We start from the raw sequence: 16,201 nt of genomic DNA, 5'->3' as shown, positions 1-16,201 counted from the left end.
ACGATCCGCGTCCGCACGGCGATCCGACTCCGCGCGACGCTCGGCGTCCGCACGGCGATCCGACTCCGCGCGACGCTCGGCGTCCGCACGGCGATCCGACTCCGCGCGACGCTCGGTGTCAGCACGGCGGTCTGATTCGGTCCGGCGAGGGGCGTCCGTGTGACGGTCGGCGCCGGCACGGCGGTCCGGCTCGGCGCGGCGGGTGGCATCCGCGTGACGGTCGGCGTCTGCGCGGCGGTTCGGCTCTTCGCGGCGGGGTGGTTGGTCGCGGCGGGTGGGGTCTGTGGGGCGGGAAGGGGGTGAGGTGTGGCCTGGGCCGCTTACGGGACGGTCGGGGGTGTCGTCTTCTACTCGGGTGGAGGAGATGAGTAGCACCGGTTGGGCGTCCAGGACGATCGTGTCGGTGGGCTCGCCCTCGCCGACCTGGTCGGCGTCGGACTGGGCACTGTCGACAGGCGTGTCGATGACCTCGGCCACGACATCCGCGTCGGTGACCACGACCGTCTCGGCCGTCTCGGAGATCTCCCGCTCGGCAGCGGTGGCGCGCGCCTCGTTGATCACGTCCGCGGGCATCGCATAGATGTCACGGTCACGCTCGGGCCGAACGCTGCCGCGCTGACCCGGATACGGCTGGTTCTGCGGCGTCGCGCCCGGCCGTCCGGACCGCGGCGGTCCCGACCCGTGCGGCCCAGACCCATGCGGCCCAGACCCATGCGGCCCAGACCCGTGCGGCCCAGACCCGTGCGGCCCAGACCCGTGCGGCCCAGACCCGTGCGGCCCGGAGCCATGGAGCCCCGAGGCGTGTGGCTGGGGAGAGTGCGGGCCGGGAGTGTGCGGCTGGGTTGGGGGGCGTTGTCCGGGGCCGGGGTACTGCTGGTCGGTCGGCGACGGGCGGCCGTAGGCGCGGTCGCCGCTGCTCGAACGGCCCGACGCGTATCCCTCGGCGTAGCCGGGCGTCGATCGGTCGCGGATGTCGCCTTCGCGGGGGTTCGGTGGGCGGTGGCTGCTGGTCGGTTGGTGCACCGACGGGGGCGCGGAGACGGGCCGCCCCGGTTCCTGCTGCGGACGACTCGGACGACCGGGCTCGGCCCAGGGGTCCGACGGCCGGGACGCGTGGCCGGGCCCGCCCGAGCGCGCCGGGCTCGTCTGTGCCGCCGCGGGCCACCCGGGTCCAGCATGCGCAGCGGCCGGCCGGGCCGGACTCGTCGGCCGCGCCGAATGCCCGGGGCTCGTCGGGTGCGCCGGACTCGTCGGATGACCCGGACTCGTCGGATGACCCGGGCTCGTCGGGTGCCCAGCAGAACGCGCGGGCCCCGCCTGCGCCGCCGGCCGCGAAGCCGCAGGCTGCTCGGGCCGCCGATACTCGTCCCGATAGTCGGGCCGATACTCCTCGTTGGGCCGCCCCTGGCCCGAAAACTCGGGCCGATCGTTCGGCCGTCCCTGGCCCGAATACTCGGGCCGACCCGACGAATCCGGCCGCCCGGCGTACTCGGAGCGCCCCTCGTGCTCAGCACGCGCCGCGAAACCGGGCCGATCCGACGGGTCGGAGCGGGGCACGTAGTCGGGGCGGCCCTGTTGGGGCGGGGGGAAAGCCTCGTCCGGGCGGCGGCCGTCCCGCGGGTAACCCGCGTCCGGAGCCGACCGAGAATCGGCCGGCTCCTCCACGGCAATGAGCCGCTCCGCTTTGACCCGTAACAGCGCCGGAGCGGGGGCGCTCGCTTCCTGCTCTCCAGGCGCAGCCGCTGCCGCCACACGGGCGCGTTGCCGGCGGATGCCGAACGCCAGGAACACGCCCGCGAGCAGACAGGTAGCGATGGAGGCCAGAACGAAGCCATCACTCGTCTGCACGACCCCCGCGCCCAATAGCACGGCTGACGCGCAGACGAAGAGAAGGCTGACGACGATCACGGCTTAGCGAAACCCCAGCCCGATGGCCCCAGGGTCAGCGACCGTGGGTGTCGGCGATGTCCCCGGAACGCGGTAGACCGCTGTGCGGCCCGCCGAATGCACCGGAGAGGCTGGAGGTGCCGACGCCCTCACGGCTGATCTCGGCCTCGGTGGCCTGGCCACGCGCCTCGAGGTCACGCAGCTGGCTCTCCAGGTAGGCCTTGAGACGGGTGCGGTACTCACGCTCGAACGCCTTGAGCTGCTCGATGTGCTTCTGCAGCGCGGTGCGCTTGGCCTCCAGGCCGCCCATGGCCTCCTGGTGACGCTGGCGTGCGTCGCGCTCGAGGGCCTCGGCCTTCGCCCGGGCGTCCCGGGTGAGCTCCTCGGCGTTGGAGCGCGCCTCGGAGAGCAGCTTGTCGGCCTCACGACGAGCGTCGGCGACGTGGTCGTCCGCGGTGCGCTGCGCGAGCATCAGCACCCGGAGCGCCTTCTCGCCCTGGTCGTCGCCGCCGCCACCGGCCACAGCGGGCAGTGCACCGCTGGTGACCTGGCTCTGGGCACTCTGCGCCTGCTGCTGAGCGGCCGCAGCGGCCTGCTTGGCCTGCTGGGTCTCCTGGCGGAGACGCTCGACCTGGTTCTTCAGCTCGCCGTTCTCGGCGTGCAGACGCCGGACGTCGGGGTCGCCCCCGGCCGGGGCCACCGGTGCGGCCGCCGGGCCGCCGGTACGGCCCCGCTCCACCTGAGCCTTGAGGTCGTTGTTCTCCTCGATCAGCCGAGCGAGCTCCCGCTCCACCTCGTCGAGGAAGGCGTCGACGTCGTCCTCGTCGTAACCGCGCTTGCCGATCGGCGGTTTCTTGAAGACGACGTTATGAACGTCGGCGGGGGTCAGCGGCATCGAAACTCCTCCGGACACATCTGGGTGGCTGGACGGCGTGCGGTCAGTATGCCGTCTCGGACAGCCGTCGGACCACGCTCATGAGGATGGTGACGATCATGAGCAGCAACAGGAAACCGAGGTCGAGGCTAACGCTTCCGATCCTCAGCGGGGGGATCACCCGGCGCAGCGCCTTGAGCGGCGGATCGGTAGTGCTGTATACGACCTCGAGCGCGGCGGACGCGGCGCGGCCCGGCCGCCAGCGCCGTGCGAAGACAAGCACGTACTCCGCCACAAGTCGCCCAAGAAGTACCAAAAGGAACAAATAGAGCAGCAAGTAGGCAAGCTGCCACACGAGCAACACGGGAGTACGACGTCCTTAGCTCTGGTTGAAGAAGCCGCCCTCGGCGATCCGAGCCTTTTCCTCCGCGGTGACGGTGACGTTGGCCGGCGAGAGCAGGAAGACCCTGTTGGTCACGCGCTCAATGCTACCGCGCAGGCCGAACGTGAGTCCTGCCGCGAAGTCAACCAGACGCTTGGCATCCGCCTCGTCCATTTCGGTGAGGTTGAGGATCACCGGAATGTGATTGCGGAACTGCTCACCGATCATTCGCGCTTCGTTGTAGTTCGTCGGATGAAGCGTGGTGATCCGGTACGACGTCTCTTCTGGCTCGCTCACGTCGCTCACCACCGCCCTCTCGCGAAGTGACAGCTGCGGCGCGAGCGCCAGGTTGTCGTGGGTCGGCGGCGCCGGCGTAACCGGAACCCGGCTGACCGGCCGGGCCGGGGTGCGCTCGAGACGGGTGGGCCGGGGAGCCGGCTCCTCGAACTCGTCCTCATAGGTGTCGAGATCGTCATCCGCATAGCGTCGATCCCGGTCGTCGAAACGCCGCGACTCATACCGACCGTCCTCGTACGGACCGTCCTCGTAGCGTGGGTCGTCCTCGACGAGGCCGAGCCAGACGCCTGCCTTCCGCCATGCACCCATGGAGCGCCCCCTCCTCCTCGTCGGCGTAAGAACGACCGAAGCTAAATGACACCCGTGTGATTCCGCTTTTTCAAGGCCTCACACTACCGTGTCCGGACACTCGATTCCCGAGCAAAGCCGATCCGACACGCACATGAGTCGCACCGTGTCGCACAGCCGACTCCAGATCGCCGCTCATACCCGCCGAGATCCACGTCGCGTCCACGTGCTCACTGCGGAGAGCGACGCTCGACTCGGCGAGTCGAGCGAACGCGCCGTCCGGATCTCCACCTAACGGCGCAACCGCCATCAGTCCGACGAGACGCAGCGCGTCGGCCGCGGCGACCTCGGCAGCCAGCGACGCCACGCCCGACGGCGCCACCCCACCGCGCCCGGCCGACGAACCGTCACCCAGATCCACCTGCAGCAGCACGTCCAGCGGAGACGACCGGTGCTGCGCAGCCGCCCTGGACAGCGCAGAAACCAGCTCCGGACGATCGACGCTGTGCACGACGTCGGCGTACCGCACGACGTACCGCGCCTTGTTCCGCTGGAGCTGCCCGACGAAGTGCCACCGCACGTCCAGCGACTCGAGCGAAGCAGCCTTCGCCCGAGCCTCCTGATCCTTGTTCTCCGCCACGTCGCGCACACCGAGCCCGGCCAGCTCCGCCACATCCGAAGCCGGCCAGGTCTTGGTGACCGCGATCAACGTCACATCCGCCGGATCGCGTCCCACGTCCACACAGGCCGCGTCGATGCGCTTCTTGACGTCGGCCAAGCTCGCGCTCAACTCTGCCCGGCGGTCAGAGATCTCAGGCGCCGTTCTTGAGGAAGTCGGGCACGTCGACGTCGTCGAAGATCACGCGCTTGGGCTGCGGAGCGGGCTCCGGCGCCGGGGGCTGCGGAGCCGGGGCCGGCGCCGCCGAGACCGGCTGGTTGGCCGGCTGCCGCGGCGCGTACCCGGACTGGTCGGTGTAGCGCTGCTGGTGCTGCTCGGCGTAGCTGACCCGGGTCGTCGCCGCCCGGTACGCCGGAGCACCACTGTCGAATCCAGCCGCGATGACGGTGACCCGCACCTCGTCGCCGAGCGCGTCGTCGATCACCGTTCCGAAGATGATGTTCGCGTCCTGGTGCGCGGCGTCCGCGACCAGCGAGGCGGCCTCGTTGATCTCGAACAGGCCCAGGTCGGATCCACCGGCGATGGAGAGCAGCACGCCGTGCGCACCCTCCATGCTGGCCTCCAGCAGCGGGCTGGAGATCGCCGCTTCCGCGGCTTCGACGGCGCGGTTCTCTCCGCGCGCACTCCCTATTCCCATCAACGCCGACCCGGCCCCGCTCATGACGCTCTTCACGTCGGCGAAGTCCAGGTTGATCAGACCCGGCGTGGTGATCAGATCGGTGATGCCCTGAACACCCTGCAGCAGCACCTGATCGGCCATCTTGAACGCGTCCATCATGCTGATGTCGCGGTCGCCGAGGGAGAGCAGACGGTCGTTCGGGATGACGATCAGCGTGTCGCACTCGTTGCGCAGGTCGTCGATGCCGGTCTCGGCTTGCACCGCGCGACGGCGACCCTCGAACGCGAACGGGCGGGTGACCACGCCGATGGTCAGCGCGCCGAGCTTGCGGGCGATGCTGGCCACGACCGGAGCACCACCGGTGCCCGTGCCACCGCCTTCGCCGGCGGTGACGAACACCATGTCGGCGCCCTTGAGGACTTCTTCGATCTCGTCCTTGTGGTCTTCGGCTGCCTTGCGGCCGACGTCCGGGTTCGCGCCGGCGCCGAGACCCCGCGTGAGTTCACGGCCGACGTCGAGCTTGACGTCGGCGTCACTCATCAGCAGAGCCTGGGCGTCGGTGTTGATCGCGATGAATTCGACCCCTTTGAGGCCCACCTCGATCATCCGGTTGACGGCGTTGACACCGCCGCCGCCGATGCCGACGACCTTGATGACCGCCAGGTAGTTGTGCGGAGGTGTCATCGGTGTGCCTTCCTAGTGAGCATGGTCCCGTGAGCGATGGAGGCCAGCGTCACGTGGCCGAACTCTCACCCTCTAGTAGAGCGTTACTATTATGTCAAGTGTTGATGTAGTCGGACGGTAGGCGTCTGCGCGGCAGTGATTCAAGCAGCCACGCGGGCGTGTCTCGTGAGGATCGCGGCGCCCGCCCCTACCTGACCGTCAATGCCACATTGTTCCCCAGAAGAGATAAATGTCCAAAGTGATCACCGTTGACCGGTCTCAACCGGCTGGAGAGGTCAAGCCTTACGCAATTGGAGAACGGTCCGCCACCCCGGGACGTTCCGCCCATTAGTTATAGCCCGAAACTCGACTAACGAACCGTCACGACATCTGGCGCACTGACGTCGATCCGTTTCCCGGATTCTTCCAGCAGCGCGGTGGCGATCGTCGCTTTCCGCGGACTGTCGGCCGACGTGCCCCAGAACACCACCCGTTCGTCGGACAACCTCACCTCGACGCGCTGTGAATTCCCCGCCACGACGACCGTGGTGAGTTCGCGCAGCGTCGGCGTCAGGGCACTCGCGACGGTCAGCGCGGCCCGGGTCGCCGGATCGCCCGCCTTCGCCCGGGGCACCTGGATCAGCGGCAGCTCCGCCGGCCGGGTCGTCACCGTCCGGAACGGAAAGCCCTCGGTGTCCAGCAGCACGAACACCCGTCCGCGGGCCGCCACCGCCACGGCCTTGCGCTCGGCGATCGTCACCACGACCGTGTTCGGCCACGCCCGCTGCACCTGGACGGACGCGACAGCGGGCAGCGACCTGATCCGGTTCGCCGCCGCGGCGGTGTCCAACCGGGCCAGTGGCGTCCCGACCGGGATCGCCGCGGCGCGGGCGATCTGTTCGGTGGTGACGGTCCGCTCGCCGCGCACCGAGATTGTGCGGACGCCGAGCAGCGCCGAACCCAGCAGTGCCCACACCGCCACCGACGAGACGCCCACCACAGCGGCGACGAGCGCGTACGGCGCCACCGCACGGAGACCGCGGCGGCTCTTGCGCAACGCACGCCGGCCCCCGGCCCGCGCCGACGTGTTGACCGCGTCCCGCCGGAGTCGCCAGCGACGCGCCGGACGATCGGCCTTGCCGGTCATGCTCGCCTCCTCCGCAGCGGGAAGGACGAGCGTACCGGCGCGGTCCTCACCTGGAGTGCCGACCCACCGGCTGCTCCTCGAGCGCGGTGAGGATCTCGGTGCCCAGCATCGAGATCGGCGGCGCGCCCATCGTCACGACCAGGTCGCCCGGGCGCGCCCGGCTCACCACCTCGGCCGCCACGGCCGACCACGACGGTTCGAACACGACGTTCTCCGGCGGCAGCGGCACCGCGCGCGCGAGCGGCGCGCCACCCTGCCCGGGTTCGCGCACCTCCCCCGGCCCGAAGACCTCCATCACGACGACGTCGTCCGCGAGCGCCAGCGACTCCGCGATCTCGTCCTGGAACGCGACAGTGCGGTACATCCGGTAGGGCTGGAACGCGACGATCAGCCGCCCCGTGCCGGCCAGCGTGCGCAGCGTCGTGAGCGCGCCGGTCATCGACGTCGGGTGGTAGGCGTACTCGTCGTAGACCCGGACCCCGGCCGCGACGCCCTTGAGCTCGAACCGGCGCCGCACCCCCCGGAACTGGCCGAGGGACTCCACGGCCTTGCCCGGGTCGAGGTCGAGCTTCACCGCGGCCAGCAACGCGGCCGCGGAGTTCAGCGCCAGGTAGCCGCCCGGCACCGGCACGCTCACCGCGCCGAGCTTCTCGCCGTTCAGCCGCGCCACGTAGGAGGTACCGGCGACGTCACCGGCCTCCTCGGTGAGCCGCAGGTCGGCGTACTCGGAGCGCCCGTAGGTGAAGACCTGCCGTCCGCATGCGCGGGCGTACTCCCCCAGCCGCACCGCCCCGGCGTCGTCGGCGCAGACGACGACGAAGCCCTTCGGGTGCACCCGGTCGACGAACTCGCGGAACGCGGCCTCCAGGCCGGCCATGTCGCCGTAGGTGTTGAGGTGGTCGGCCTCGAGGTTGGTGAGGATCGCGACGAACGGCGAGTAGAGCAGGAACGACCTGTCGCTCTCGTCGGCCTCGACCACGAAGTGCTGACCGGAGCCGTGGTGCGCGCCGACGCCCGCGTCGGCGAACTCGCCGCCGATGAAGAACGACGGGTCGACGCCGCAGTGCTGCAGCACGGTGGTGACCATCGACGTCGTCGTGGTCTTGCCGTTCGTGCCGGCGATCGCGATCACCTGGCGGCCGTTCATCGCGGTGACCAGGGCTTCGGCGCGGTGCAGCACCCGCAGGCCCAGCCGGCGCGCCTCGACCAGCTCGACGTTGTCGGCCGGGATCGCGGTGGAGTACACGACCGTGTCGACGCCGTGGACGTTCGCCGCGGTCTGTCCGAGCTGGATCGTCGCGCCGAGCGCGCGGAGCGTCTCCAGCGCCGGCCACTCCTTGATGTCACTGCCGCTGACCGGGATGCCGCGGGTGAGCAGCAGCCGCGCGACGCCGAGCATGCCGACGCCACCGATCCCGATGACGTGGACCCGGCCCAGGTCCTCCGCGGACAGTTTCGAGAGATCCTCCGTCATGCCGAAGCCTCCCGCTGGTTCTCCCGGACCGCCTGGTACACCAGGGCGAGCAGGGCCTCGTCGCCGTCCCGGCGACCGTATCCGGCGGCGGCGCGCCCCATGGCACTTGTCCGGTCGGGTTCACCCAACAGCGGTATCACGTTCTCCTCCAGCCATGACGCGGACAGTTCCGCGTCTTCCACCAGCAGTCCGCCACCGGCCCGCGTCACCGGTAGCGCATTACGCCGTTGCTCGCCGTTGCCCCACGGGAGTGGGACGTAGACCGCGGGTAAGCCCACCGCGGCGACTTCGGCACAGGTCATCGCGCCGCCGCGGCACAGCATCAGGTCGGCGGCGGCGTATCCGAGGTCCATCCGGTCGAGGAACGGCATCGTCACGTACTTCGTACCGGTGGGCTCGGGCATGATGTCGAGCGTGTTGCGGGCCCCGATGACGTGCAACACCTGGATGTTTGCTGCCGCCAGCGCGGGCGCGGCAGCGGTGACCGCCAGGTTCAGCGAGCGGGCGCCCTGCGAACCGCCGGAGACGAACAGCACCGGCTTGCCGGGATCGAGCCCGAAGTACTCACGAGCCGCCGCCCGCGCAGCCCCACGATCCAACTGAGCGATGGCAGCACGCAACGGCACCCCCACCACCGTGCCGTTCCGCAACGTCACGTGCTCACCGCCGAGCCCCACGAACGGCGTCAGGCGGGCACCCACCTTGTTGGCGATCCCCGGCGGATCGTTGACTTCGTGCACGATCAGCGGCAGGCGTTTGCGCCGGGCGGCCAGGTAGGCCGGGAGTGCCACATATCCGCCGAACCCGACGACCACGTCCGCGTCGACCCGTTCGAGTACCTCGGTCACAGCCGCCACGCTGCGCCGGACCCGGCCCGGCGTCCGCGCCAGATCGGCGTTCGGACGGCGCGGCAGCGGATACGCCGGAACGAGTTCGAGGTCCCAGCCGCGGGCCGGAATGATCTCGGCCTCCAGGCCCTTCGGCGTCCCGAGACAGGTGATCCGGGCGTCCGGGTGGTACCGGCGGATGCATTCGGCCAGCGCCAGCGCCGGTTCGATGTGCCCACCCGTGCCGCCGCCGGCGAGCACGACCGAGCGCAACGGCGTCACCGACGACCTCCTGTCCGCCCCCGATAATGACCTAACGGGCGCCCTGCCCTGCCAGACCGTAACGCCTGGCGTGCGCGGCCCGGACGCCCGGGCAGCTCCGGCAGCGGGATGCCCGACCACCGCACCCACCAGGCGCGGCCACGAGCGTGCAGCGCGAGCACGGCCTCGGGTTCGTGGCGGGCGAAACTGGCCAGCATGCCGATCACGAACATGGTCAGCACCAGCGAACTGCCACCCGCCGACATGAGCGGCAGCGGGACACCGGTGATCGGCAGCAGCCCCACCACGCCCCCCATGTTCACCAGCGCCTGTCCGGCCAGCCAGACCGTACCGGCGGCCGCCACGAGCCGGCGGAAGGGGTCGTCGACCCGGGAGGCGATCCGGATGCCGGCGTAGGTGAGCACCCCGAACAGCACGATGACGACGAGGCAGCCGAGGACACCGAGTTCCTCGCCGATGATCGCGAAGATGAAGTCGTTGTGGGCCTCGGGGAGCCCGCCCCACTTCTCCCGGCTCTGCCCGAGACCGAGACCGAGCCAGCCGCCGGTACCGAGCGAGTAGAAGCCCCGCACGACCTGGTACCCGCAGGTGTCCTGGTGGGCGAACGGGTCGGTGAAGCACGTCAGCCGCGAGATGCGCTCGGGTTTCGTCGCGACCAGCGGCACCAGGCCGACGAACGCGATCGCGCCGAGCGTCGCGAACACCCGGAACCGCACCCCGGCGGTCCACAGCAGCGCGATGAGGATGAACAGCAGCAGCATCATGCCACCGAAGTCCTCGAGGCCGACGAGGCCGAACAGCACCGCCGAACCGGCCAGCAGCGGCACCGCCAGGTGGCGCCACTCGGTCAGCAGTGGGCGCTTGCGCACGAGTACCGCCGAGCCCCACAGCGCCAGCGCGAGCTTGGCCACCTCGACCGGCTGGATCTGGATCGGACCCAGCGCCAGCCACAGCTTCGCGCCGTTCACCTCTTTGCCGAAGAACGGCAACATCAACAGCAAAATCATCGAGACGACGACGAGCGGCCAGCCGAGCATCGGCCAGACGCGCATCGGCAGGCGCAGCGCCAGCCAGAACGCCGGGATGCCCAGCAGTGCGAACGTCAACTGTTTGGTGAACTGGGTGAACGCGCTCCCGGAGTTGGCGTACGAGTCGATGCTGGAGGCAGAGAGCACCATGATCAGGCCCAGGCCCAGCAGCAGGCCCGCACTGCCCAGCAGCGCGTAGTAGGACGCCATCGGGCGGCGCAGCAGGCTCGCGACCACGCCGGTGGCCCGGCCGGGTGCGACGTGGGCATCCCGATCCAGGCCCGCCGGCGCCGCCACTCGTCAGTCCTGCAGTTTCTCGACCGCGTCGGCGAAGGCGAGCCCGCGCGCGGCGTAGCTCGGGAACATGTCCAGGGACGCCGCTGCTGGCGCGAGGAGCACGGTGTCGCCGGGGTGGGCCAGCGCGTCGGCGGCGGCCACGACATCGGTCATGGCACCATCATCGGTCCTGTCCACCTCGCGCACGGGGACGTGCGGCGCGTGTCGGCGCAGCGCCTCCGCGACCTCGGCCCGGTCGACGCCCAGCAGCACCGCGCCCTCGAGCCGGTCCGCGACCGTCTCCACCAACGGCGCGATGTCGACGCCCTTGAGCTGACCACCGGCGACCCAGACCACGCGCGGGTAGGCGCGCAACGACGCCTCGGCCGCGTGCGGGTTGGTCGCCTTGCTGTCGTCGACCCAGGTCACGCCATTTCGCTCGGCGACGAACGCGTTCCGGTGCGGCTCCGGCCGATAGACCGCCAGACCCGCGGCCACGGCGTCCGGCTCGACGCCGTGCGAACGGGCCAGCGCGGCTGCGGCGAGCGCGTTGGCGACATTGTGCGGCCCGGGTGGGCGCACCTCGCCGACAGTGCCGACTTCGTGGGCCTGCGACGGGTCCGGCGCGAACGCCCGGTCGACGAGGAGCGTCTGGACAACGCCGAATTCGCCGGGCATCGGCGCTTCGAGCGTGAATCCGACGGCCTTGCCGGGGGCGGTCGCGAGCAGCGCGGCGACCCGGGGGTCCTGCGTGTTGCCCACCGCGATCGTCTCGGGGAACTGCCAGAGTTTCGCCTTCGCCGCCGCGTAGCGGGCGAAGTCGCCGTGCCACGACAGGTGGTCGTCGGCGAGGTTGAGCAGCGCGGCGGCGGCCGGGGCCAGCGTCGACGACCAGTGCAGCTGATAACTGGACAGCTCCACGGCGAGCACGTCGTACGGCTCTGGATCGAGGACGGCATCGATCAGGGGCACACCGATGTTGCCCACGGCGGTCGTCCGCAGGCCGGCGCTCGCGAGGATCGTCGCCAGCATGGTGGTGGTCGTGGTTTTGCCGTTGGTGCCGGTGACCGTCAGCCAGGGAGTCTCGTTGGGACGCAGGCGCCAGGCGAGCTCCGGCTCGCTGAAGACCTCGATCCCCGCCGCGAGCGGCCCGGCCAGCAACGGGTTGTCCGGGCGGAACCCCGGCGAGACGATCACCTGGTCGGTGTCGCCCGGTAGCTCCGCGGGATCGATCAGCACCTCGGCGCCCGACGAAGCCAGCGCCTGCAGGGCGTCCGAGTCGACCCGGTCGAACACTGTCACCCGCGCGTCGACCGACTGCAGGGCGCGGGTCACCGCCGCGCCCGTCACCCCGGTGCCGCCGACGAGGACATGGCGGCCCGGGTACCAGGAGCGCGCGGTCACTGCTGCAGCACGTTCAGGTAGTCGGCGAAGAAGATACCGAGGCCGGCCGCGACGAAGAAGCCCGCGATGATCCAGAACCGGACCACGATCGTGGTCTCCTGCCAGCCTGCCAGTTCGAAGTGGTGCTGGAGCGGAGCCATCCGGAAGACCCGCTTACCGGTGCTGCGGAACGAGATGATCTGGATGACGACCGACATCGTCACGATGACGAACAGCCCGCCGAGGATCAGCAGCAGCAGCGTCGTGCGCGTGGTGAGCGCCAGACCGGCGATCAGACCACCGATGCCGAGCGCGCCGGTGTCACCCATGAACAGCCGCGCCGGTGGTGCGTTCCACCAGAGGAACCCGGCCAGCGCACCGGCTGCCGCCGCGGCGATCAGCGCCGTGTCGAGCGGATCACGGACCGAGTAGCAGTAGCCGTTCGGTCCGGCGACCTCGCCGCAGATGTGCCGGTACTGCCAGAAGCCGATCAGGATGTAGCCCGACAGCACCATGATCGACGGTCCGGTGGCCAGGCCATCCAGACCGTCGGTGAGGTTGACGCCGTTGGCGGCCGCGATGACGACGAACGCGAAGAACAGCGCGGCGCCGACCTGGGTGAGGTGCGCCCAGTCGAGGTCCCGGATGAACGAGAGCTTCTCGGACGCGATCGTGTAGCCCTTTTCGTCGGGCAGGTTCAGCGCGAGGAACGCGAAACCGGCCGCGACGACGGCCTGACCGATCAGCTTGCCCCGCTTGTTGAGGCCGAGGCTGCGCTTCTTGCGGATCTTGATGTAGTCGTCGACGAAACCGACGGCGCCCATGCCCACGAACAGGCCGAGCAGCGTGACAGCGGTCGGGCTGACCCGGTGGTCACCGATGACGATCTGGGCGACGACGTACGCGATGACCGTCGCCAGGATGAAGACGATGCCGCCCATCGTGGGCGTGCCGCGCTTGGACGCGTGGTGCTTGGGACCGTCGGTGCGGATCTCCTGGCCGAATTTCAGCCGATGCAGGTACCGGATCGCGACCGGGGTGCCGAAGATCGAGACGACGAAGGCCACGAACGCCGCGGCCAGAACACTCCTCACGCCAGTCCACCCCCGGGTGCCGGTGTGGCCACCGACCCGGCCAGCAGGGCGTCGACGACACGGTCGAGCCGCGCCGACCGGGACGCCTTCACCAGCACCACGTCGCCCGGCGCCAGCTGGTTGCCCAGCAGGTCCACCGCGGCGTCCACGTCCGGCACGTGCACCGACTCCTCTCCCCAGGACCCTTCCAGAACCGCACCGGCGTGGATCGCGCCGGCCTCGGGGCCCACTACGACCAGACGGTCGATGTCCAGACGGACGGCCAGCCGCCCGATCGCGTCGTGCTGTTCCCGGCTGGTGTCACCCAGCTCGGCCATGTAGCCCAGTACCGCCCACACTCTGCGACGCCCACGCGGCTCCTCGCCCGTGTCGGGCGCCGGGGTGGCCATCGCGCGCAGCGCCTTGAGCGCGGCCCGCACCGAGTCGGGGTTCGCGTTGTAGCTGTCGTCGACGATCGTCACGCCGTCGATCCGCTCGGTGACCTCCATCCGGCGCCGGCTCACCGGCCCGGCGTTCCCGAGGATCTCCGCGAGCTCGTCCAGCCCGAGCCCCAGTTCGAGCCCGACCGCGGCGGCCGCCAGCACGTTGCCGACGTGGTGCTCGCCGTGCAGTTTGAGCTGGACGTGCGCCTGCGCACCGCCGGCGTGGATCGTGAAGCCGGGCCGGCCGATGCCGTCCAGCGTGACGTCGCTCGCCCGCACGTCGGCGTCGGGCGCCAGGCCCACCAGAACGACCCGGGCCTTGGTACGCGTCGTCATCGCGCGCACCCGGCTGTCGTCGGCATTGAGGACGGCGAGCCCTTCGGCGGGGAGCGTCTCGACCAGCTCGCCCTTCGCCTGCGCGGTCACCTCGACCGAACCGAACTCCCCCACGTGGGCCGCGCCGACGTTGAGCACGACGCCGATGCGCGGCGGGGCGATCTCGGTGAGCCAGCGGATGTGTCCGACGCCACGCGCGCTCTTCTCCAGCACCAGGTACCGGGTGTCGGCGTCGGCGCGCAGGACGGTCCACGGGTGGCCGAGCTCGTTGTTGAACGAGCCGGGCGGCGCCACCGTCGGGCCGAGGCGGCCCACGACGGCGGCCAGCAGGTCCTTGGTGGACGTTTTGCCGCTGGACCCGGTGATGCCGACGATCGTCAGATCGGGCAGCCGGTCGACGACAACGCGCGCCAGCTTGCCCAGCGCCACCAGCGCGTCGTCCACCAGAATCGACGGCACACCGTCCAGCGGACGGGTGGCCAGCACTGCCGCCACCCCGGCGTCGATCGCGCCGGGGGCGAAGTCGTGGCCGTCGACCCGCTCGCCGTTCAGCGCGACGAACAGCCCGCCGACCGTCACCTTCCGCGAGTCGTACTCGACGGTGCCGGTGACCACCGTGCCCGGATCCGCGTTGCGGAGGTCACCGCCGGTCGCGGCCGCGATCTCGGCCAGCGTGAGCGGGATCATGCCCGTGCTCCCCGGGTGCCGACGGCTGCCAGCGCGGCCGCGAGCACCTCCCGGTCGTCGAACGGGTGCACCACTCCTGCGACCTCCTGGCCCTGCTCATGTCCCTTGCCGAGCACGGCGACGCAGTCGCCCGGCCCGGCCTGTTCGACCGCGGCGGCGATCGCTGCCGCCCGGTCACCGACTTCCACGACCTCGGCCCGTTCCGCGACCGGTACCCGGGCGACGCCGCCGAGCATGGCCGTGCGAATCGTCGCCGGCTCCTCCGAGCGGGGGTTGTCGTCGGTCGCGACGAACACGTCCGCTCCTCGCGCCGCGGCCTCGCCCATCAGCGGACGCTTGCCGACGTCCCGGTCGCCCCCGCAGCCGAGTACACAGATCAGTCTTCCGGTCGTGAACGGGCGCAGCGCGGCCAGCGCGGCCGCGACCGAACCCGGGTCGTGCGCGTAGTCCACCACACCGGCCGGACCGTCCGCTGCGCCGGTGACCCGCTCCATCCGCCCCGGCACCTGTCCGGCCTCCGCTACGGCCGCCACAGCCGTCTCCAGCGGCACTCCGACGCTCTCCAGCACAGCCAGCGCCATGAGGGCGTTCTCGATGCTGTAGGCGCCGGGCATCGCCACGCGGGCGGCGGTGTGTGCGCCATCCGGGCCGTCGACGGCGAAGTCCTGGACGAACCCGTCCGGGCCGCGCTCGACGACGCGCCACGTGGCATCCGGTGCGCCGGCCGCCGATACCGTGATCACTCCCGGGCTCACGAGACGCCGACCCGCAGCGTCGTCGACGTTGATCACCGCGCGCTCGGAACGGCCGTCGAACAGCCGCGCCTTGGCCTGGAAGTAGTCCTCGAGGTTCGCGTGGAAGTCCAGGTGGTCGACGCCGAGGTTGGTGAACGCGCCGACCGCGAACCGCACCGCGGCCACCCGGTCGAGCGCCAGCGCGTGACTGGACACCTCCATCACCACCGCGGTGACGCCACGTTCCCGCGCGACCGCGAGCAGGGCCTGCAGGTCGGGTGCCTCCGGTGTGGTGCGTGCCGAGGCGAGCCGCTCCCCCGCGATGCGGGTCTCCACGGTGCCCAGCAGGGCCGTCACGTGGCCGGCGGCGCGCAGCCCGGCGTCGATCAGGTAAGCAGTTGTCGTTTTGCCGTTCGTGCCGGTGATGCCGACGACGGTGAGCGCGGCGCTGGGGTCGCCGTAGACGCGCGCGCTGATCGTGCCGAGCACCGCGCGCGGGTCGTCGACGACGATCAGCGGGAGACCCTCGACTCCCTCGGCGCTCGCGGAGTCGGTGAGCACGGCGGCGCCGGCGGCGTCGGTCAGGACCGCGACCGCGCCTGCTTCCACCGCGCGGGACGCGAAGCGCGCACCGTGCGTGCGCGCGCCCGGAAGCGCCGCGAACAGGTCGCCGGGACGAACAGCTGAGCTGTCGTGGGTAACTCCGGTGACTACGGCCTCACCGGTGGCGGTGCCGCCGACTAGCCCGGCGAGTTCCGTCACCGGAACGGCCGCCGGAGACGTAGGCCGCGGGACGCTGGCGTTGGACACAGCCACGGACCC

At 70.9% G+C, this 16,201-nt stretch carries 13 protein-coding genes and 1 pseudogene; all 14 read right to left on the bottom strand.

Features of this window, described 5'->3' with window-relative positions; translation table 11 throughout:
• A pseudogene (locus ACGFY5_RS17880) lies at positions 1 to 573 on the bottom strand (hypothetical protein); the annotation flags it as partial.
• A gap of 1,369 nt (positions 574 to 1,942) precedes the next feature.
• The gene (locus ACGFY5_RS17875) at positions 1,943 to 2,782 is read right to left on the bottom strand and encodes a DivIVA domain-containing protein (RefSeq protein ID WP_392721069.1); all 840 of its coding nucleotides are present in this window, start codon (positions 2,780 to 2,782) and stop codon (positions 1,943 to 1,945) included.
• Between the two features lie 43 nt (positions 2,783 to 2,825).
• Positions 2,826 to 3,125, bottom strand: coding sequence for a YggT family protein (locus ACGFY5_RS17870; RefSeq protein WP_035857056.1), 300 nt, complete (start codon positions 3,123 to 3,125; stop codon positions 2,826 to 2,828).
• A gap of 15 nt (positions 3,126 to 3,140) precedes the next feature.
• Entirely contained in the window at positions 3,141 to 3,749 is a 609-nt protein-coding gene (locus ACGFY5_RS17865) for a cell division protein SepF (RefSeq protein ID WP_392721066.1), read from the bottom strand.
• Positions 3,750 to 3,819: 70 nt separating this feature from the next.
• Positions 3,820 to 4,518, bottom strand: coding sequence for a YggS family pyridoxal phosphate-dependent enzyme (locus ACGFY5_RS17860; protein WP_392721064.1), 699 nt, complete (start codon positions 4,516 to 4,518; stop codon positions 3,820 to 3,822).
• Between the two features lie 22 nt (positions 4,519 to 4,540).
• Positions 4,541 to 5,710, bottom strand: coding sequence for a cell division protein FtsZ (ftsZ, locus tag ACGFY5_RS17855; RefSeq protein WP_392721063.1), 1,170 nt, complete (start codon positions 5,708 to 5,710; stop codon positions 4,541 to 4,543).
• Positions 5,711 to 6,059: 349 nt separating this feature from the next.
• Complete coding sequence (locus ACGFY5_RS17850) at positions 6,060 to 6,836, bottom strand: cell division protein FtsQ/DivIB (protein WP_392721062.1); 777 nt, start codon at positions 6,834 to 6,836, stop codon at positions 6,060 to 6,062.
• Positions 6,837 to 6,882: 46 nt separating this feature from the next.
• Positions 6,883 to 8,310, bottom strand: coding sequence for a UDP-N-acetylmuramate--L-alanine ligase (gene murC, locus ACGFY5_RS17845; protein ID WP_392721061.1), 1,428 nt, complete (start codon positions 8,308 to 8,310; stop codon positions 6,883 to 6,885).
• Complete coding sequence (locus ACGFY5_RS17840) at positions 8,307 to 9,419, bottom strand: glycosyltransferase (RefSeq protein ID WP_392721059.1); 1,113 nt, start codon at positions 9,417 to 9,419, stop codon at positions 8,307 to 8,309. The genes murC and ACGFY5_RS17840 overlap by 4 nt, the downstream gene beginning before the upstream one ends.
• Positions 9,416 to 10,744: a putative lipid II flippase FtsW gene (gene ftsW / locus ACGFY5_RS17835; RefSeq protein ID WP_392721057.1), complete on the bottom strand. Its 1,329-nt coding sequence runs from the start codon at positions 10,742 to 10,744 to the stop codon at positions 9,416 to 9,418. The genes ACGFY5_RS17840 and ftsW overlap by 4 nt, the downstream gene beginning before the upstream one ends.
• A 3-nt stretch (positions 10,745 to 10,747) precedes the next feature.
• A complete protein-coding gene (gene murD, locus ACGFY5_RS17830; RefSeq protein WP_392721056.1) occupies positions 10,748 to 12,127 on the bottom strand; it encodes a UDP-N-acetylmuramoyl-L-alanine--D-glutamate ligase in 1,380 nt (459 codons plus the stop codon).
• On the bottom strand, positions 12,124 to 13,200 hold the full coding sequence (mraY, locus tag ACGFY5_RS17825) for a phospho-N-acetylmuramoyl-pentapeptide-transferase (protein ID WP_392721054.1): 1,077 nt from the start codon (positions 13,198 to 13,200) through the stop codon (positions 12,124 to 12,126). Before mraY ends, murD begins: the two co-directional genes overlap by 4 nt.
• The gene (murF, locus tag ACGFY5_RS17820; RefSeq protein WP_392721053.1) at positions 13,197 to 14,645 is read right to left on the bottom strand and encodes a UDP-N-acetylmuramoyl-tripeptide--D-alanyl-D-alanine ligase; all 1,449 of its coding nucleotides are present in this window, start codon (positions 14,643 to 14,645) and stop codon (positions 13,197 to 13,199) included. The genes mraY and murF overlap by 4 nt, the downstream gene beginning before the upstream one ends.
• Positions 14,642 to 16,189 (bottom strand): UDP-N-acetylmuramoyl-L-alanyl-D-glutamate--2,6-diaminopimelate ligase, encoded by a 1,548-nt coding sequence (locus tag ACGFY5_RS17815; protein WP_392721052.1) that lies wholly within the window; start codon positions 16,187 to 16,189, stop codon positions 14,642 to 14,644. The genes murF and ACGFY5_RS17815 overlap by 4 nt, the downstream gene beginning before the upstream one ends.
• Positions 16,190 to 16,201 lie beyond the last annotated feature (12 nt).

The organism is Cryptosporangium sp. NPDC048952 (genome assembly GCF_043197895.1).
Classification (GTDB): Bacteria; Actinomycetota; Actinomycetes; order Mycobacteriales; family Cryptosporangiaceae; genus Cryptosporangium.
The sequence above is the reverse complement of the archived record's forward strand: the minus strand, read 5'-3'. Positions and strand labels throughout refer to the sequence as shown.

Excerpts from the sequence above, each read along its gene's own strand:
- ACGFY5_RS17875 (WP_392721069.1), bottom strand. The coding sequence starts at position 2,782 with ATGCCGCTGACCCCCGCCGACGTTCATAACGTCGTCTTCAAGAAACCG.
- ACGFY5_RS17865 (WP_392721066.1), bottom strand. The coding sequence starts at position 3,749 with ATGGGTGCATGGCGGAAGGCAGGCGTCTGGCTCGGCCTCGTCGAGGAC.
- ftsZ (WP_392721063.1), bottom strand. The coding sequence starts at position 5,710 with ATGACACCTCCGCACAACTACCTGGCGGTCATCAAGGTCGTCGGCATC.
- ACGFY5_RS17850 (WP_392721062.1), bottom strand. The coding sequence starts at position 6,836 with ATGACCGGCAAGGCCGATCGTCCGGCGCGTCGCTGGCGACTCCGGCGG.
- murC (WP_392721061.1), bottom strand. The coding sequence starts at position 8,310 with ATGACGGAGGATCTCTCGAAACTGTCCGCGGAGGACCTGGGCCGGGTC.
- murF (WP_392721053.1), bottom strand. The coding sequence starts at position 14,645 with ATGATCCCGCTCACGCTGGCCGAGATCGCGGCCGCGACCGGCGGTGAC.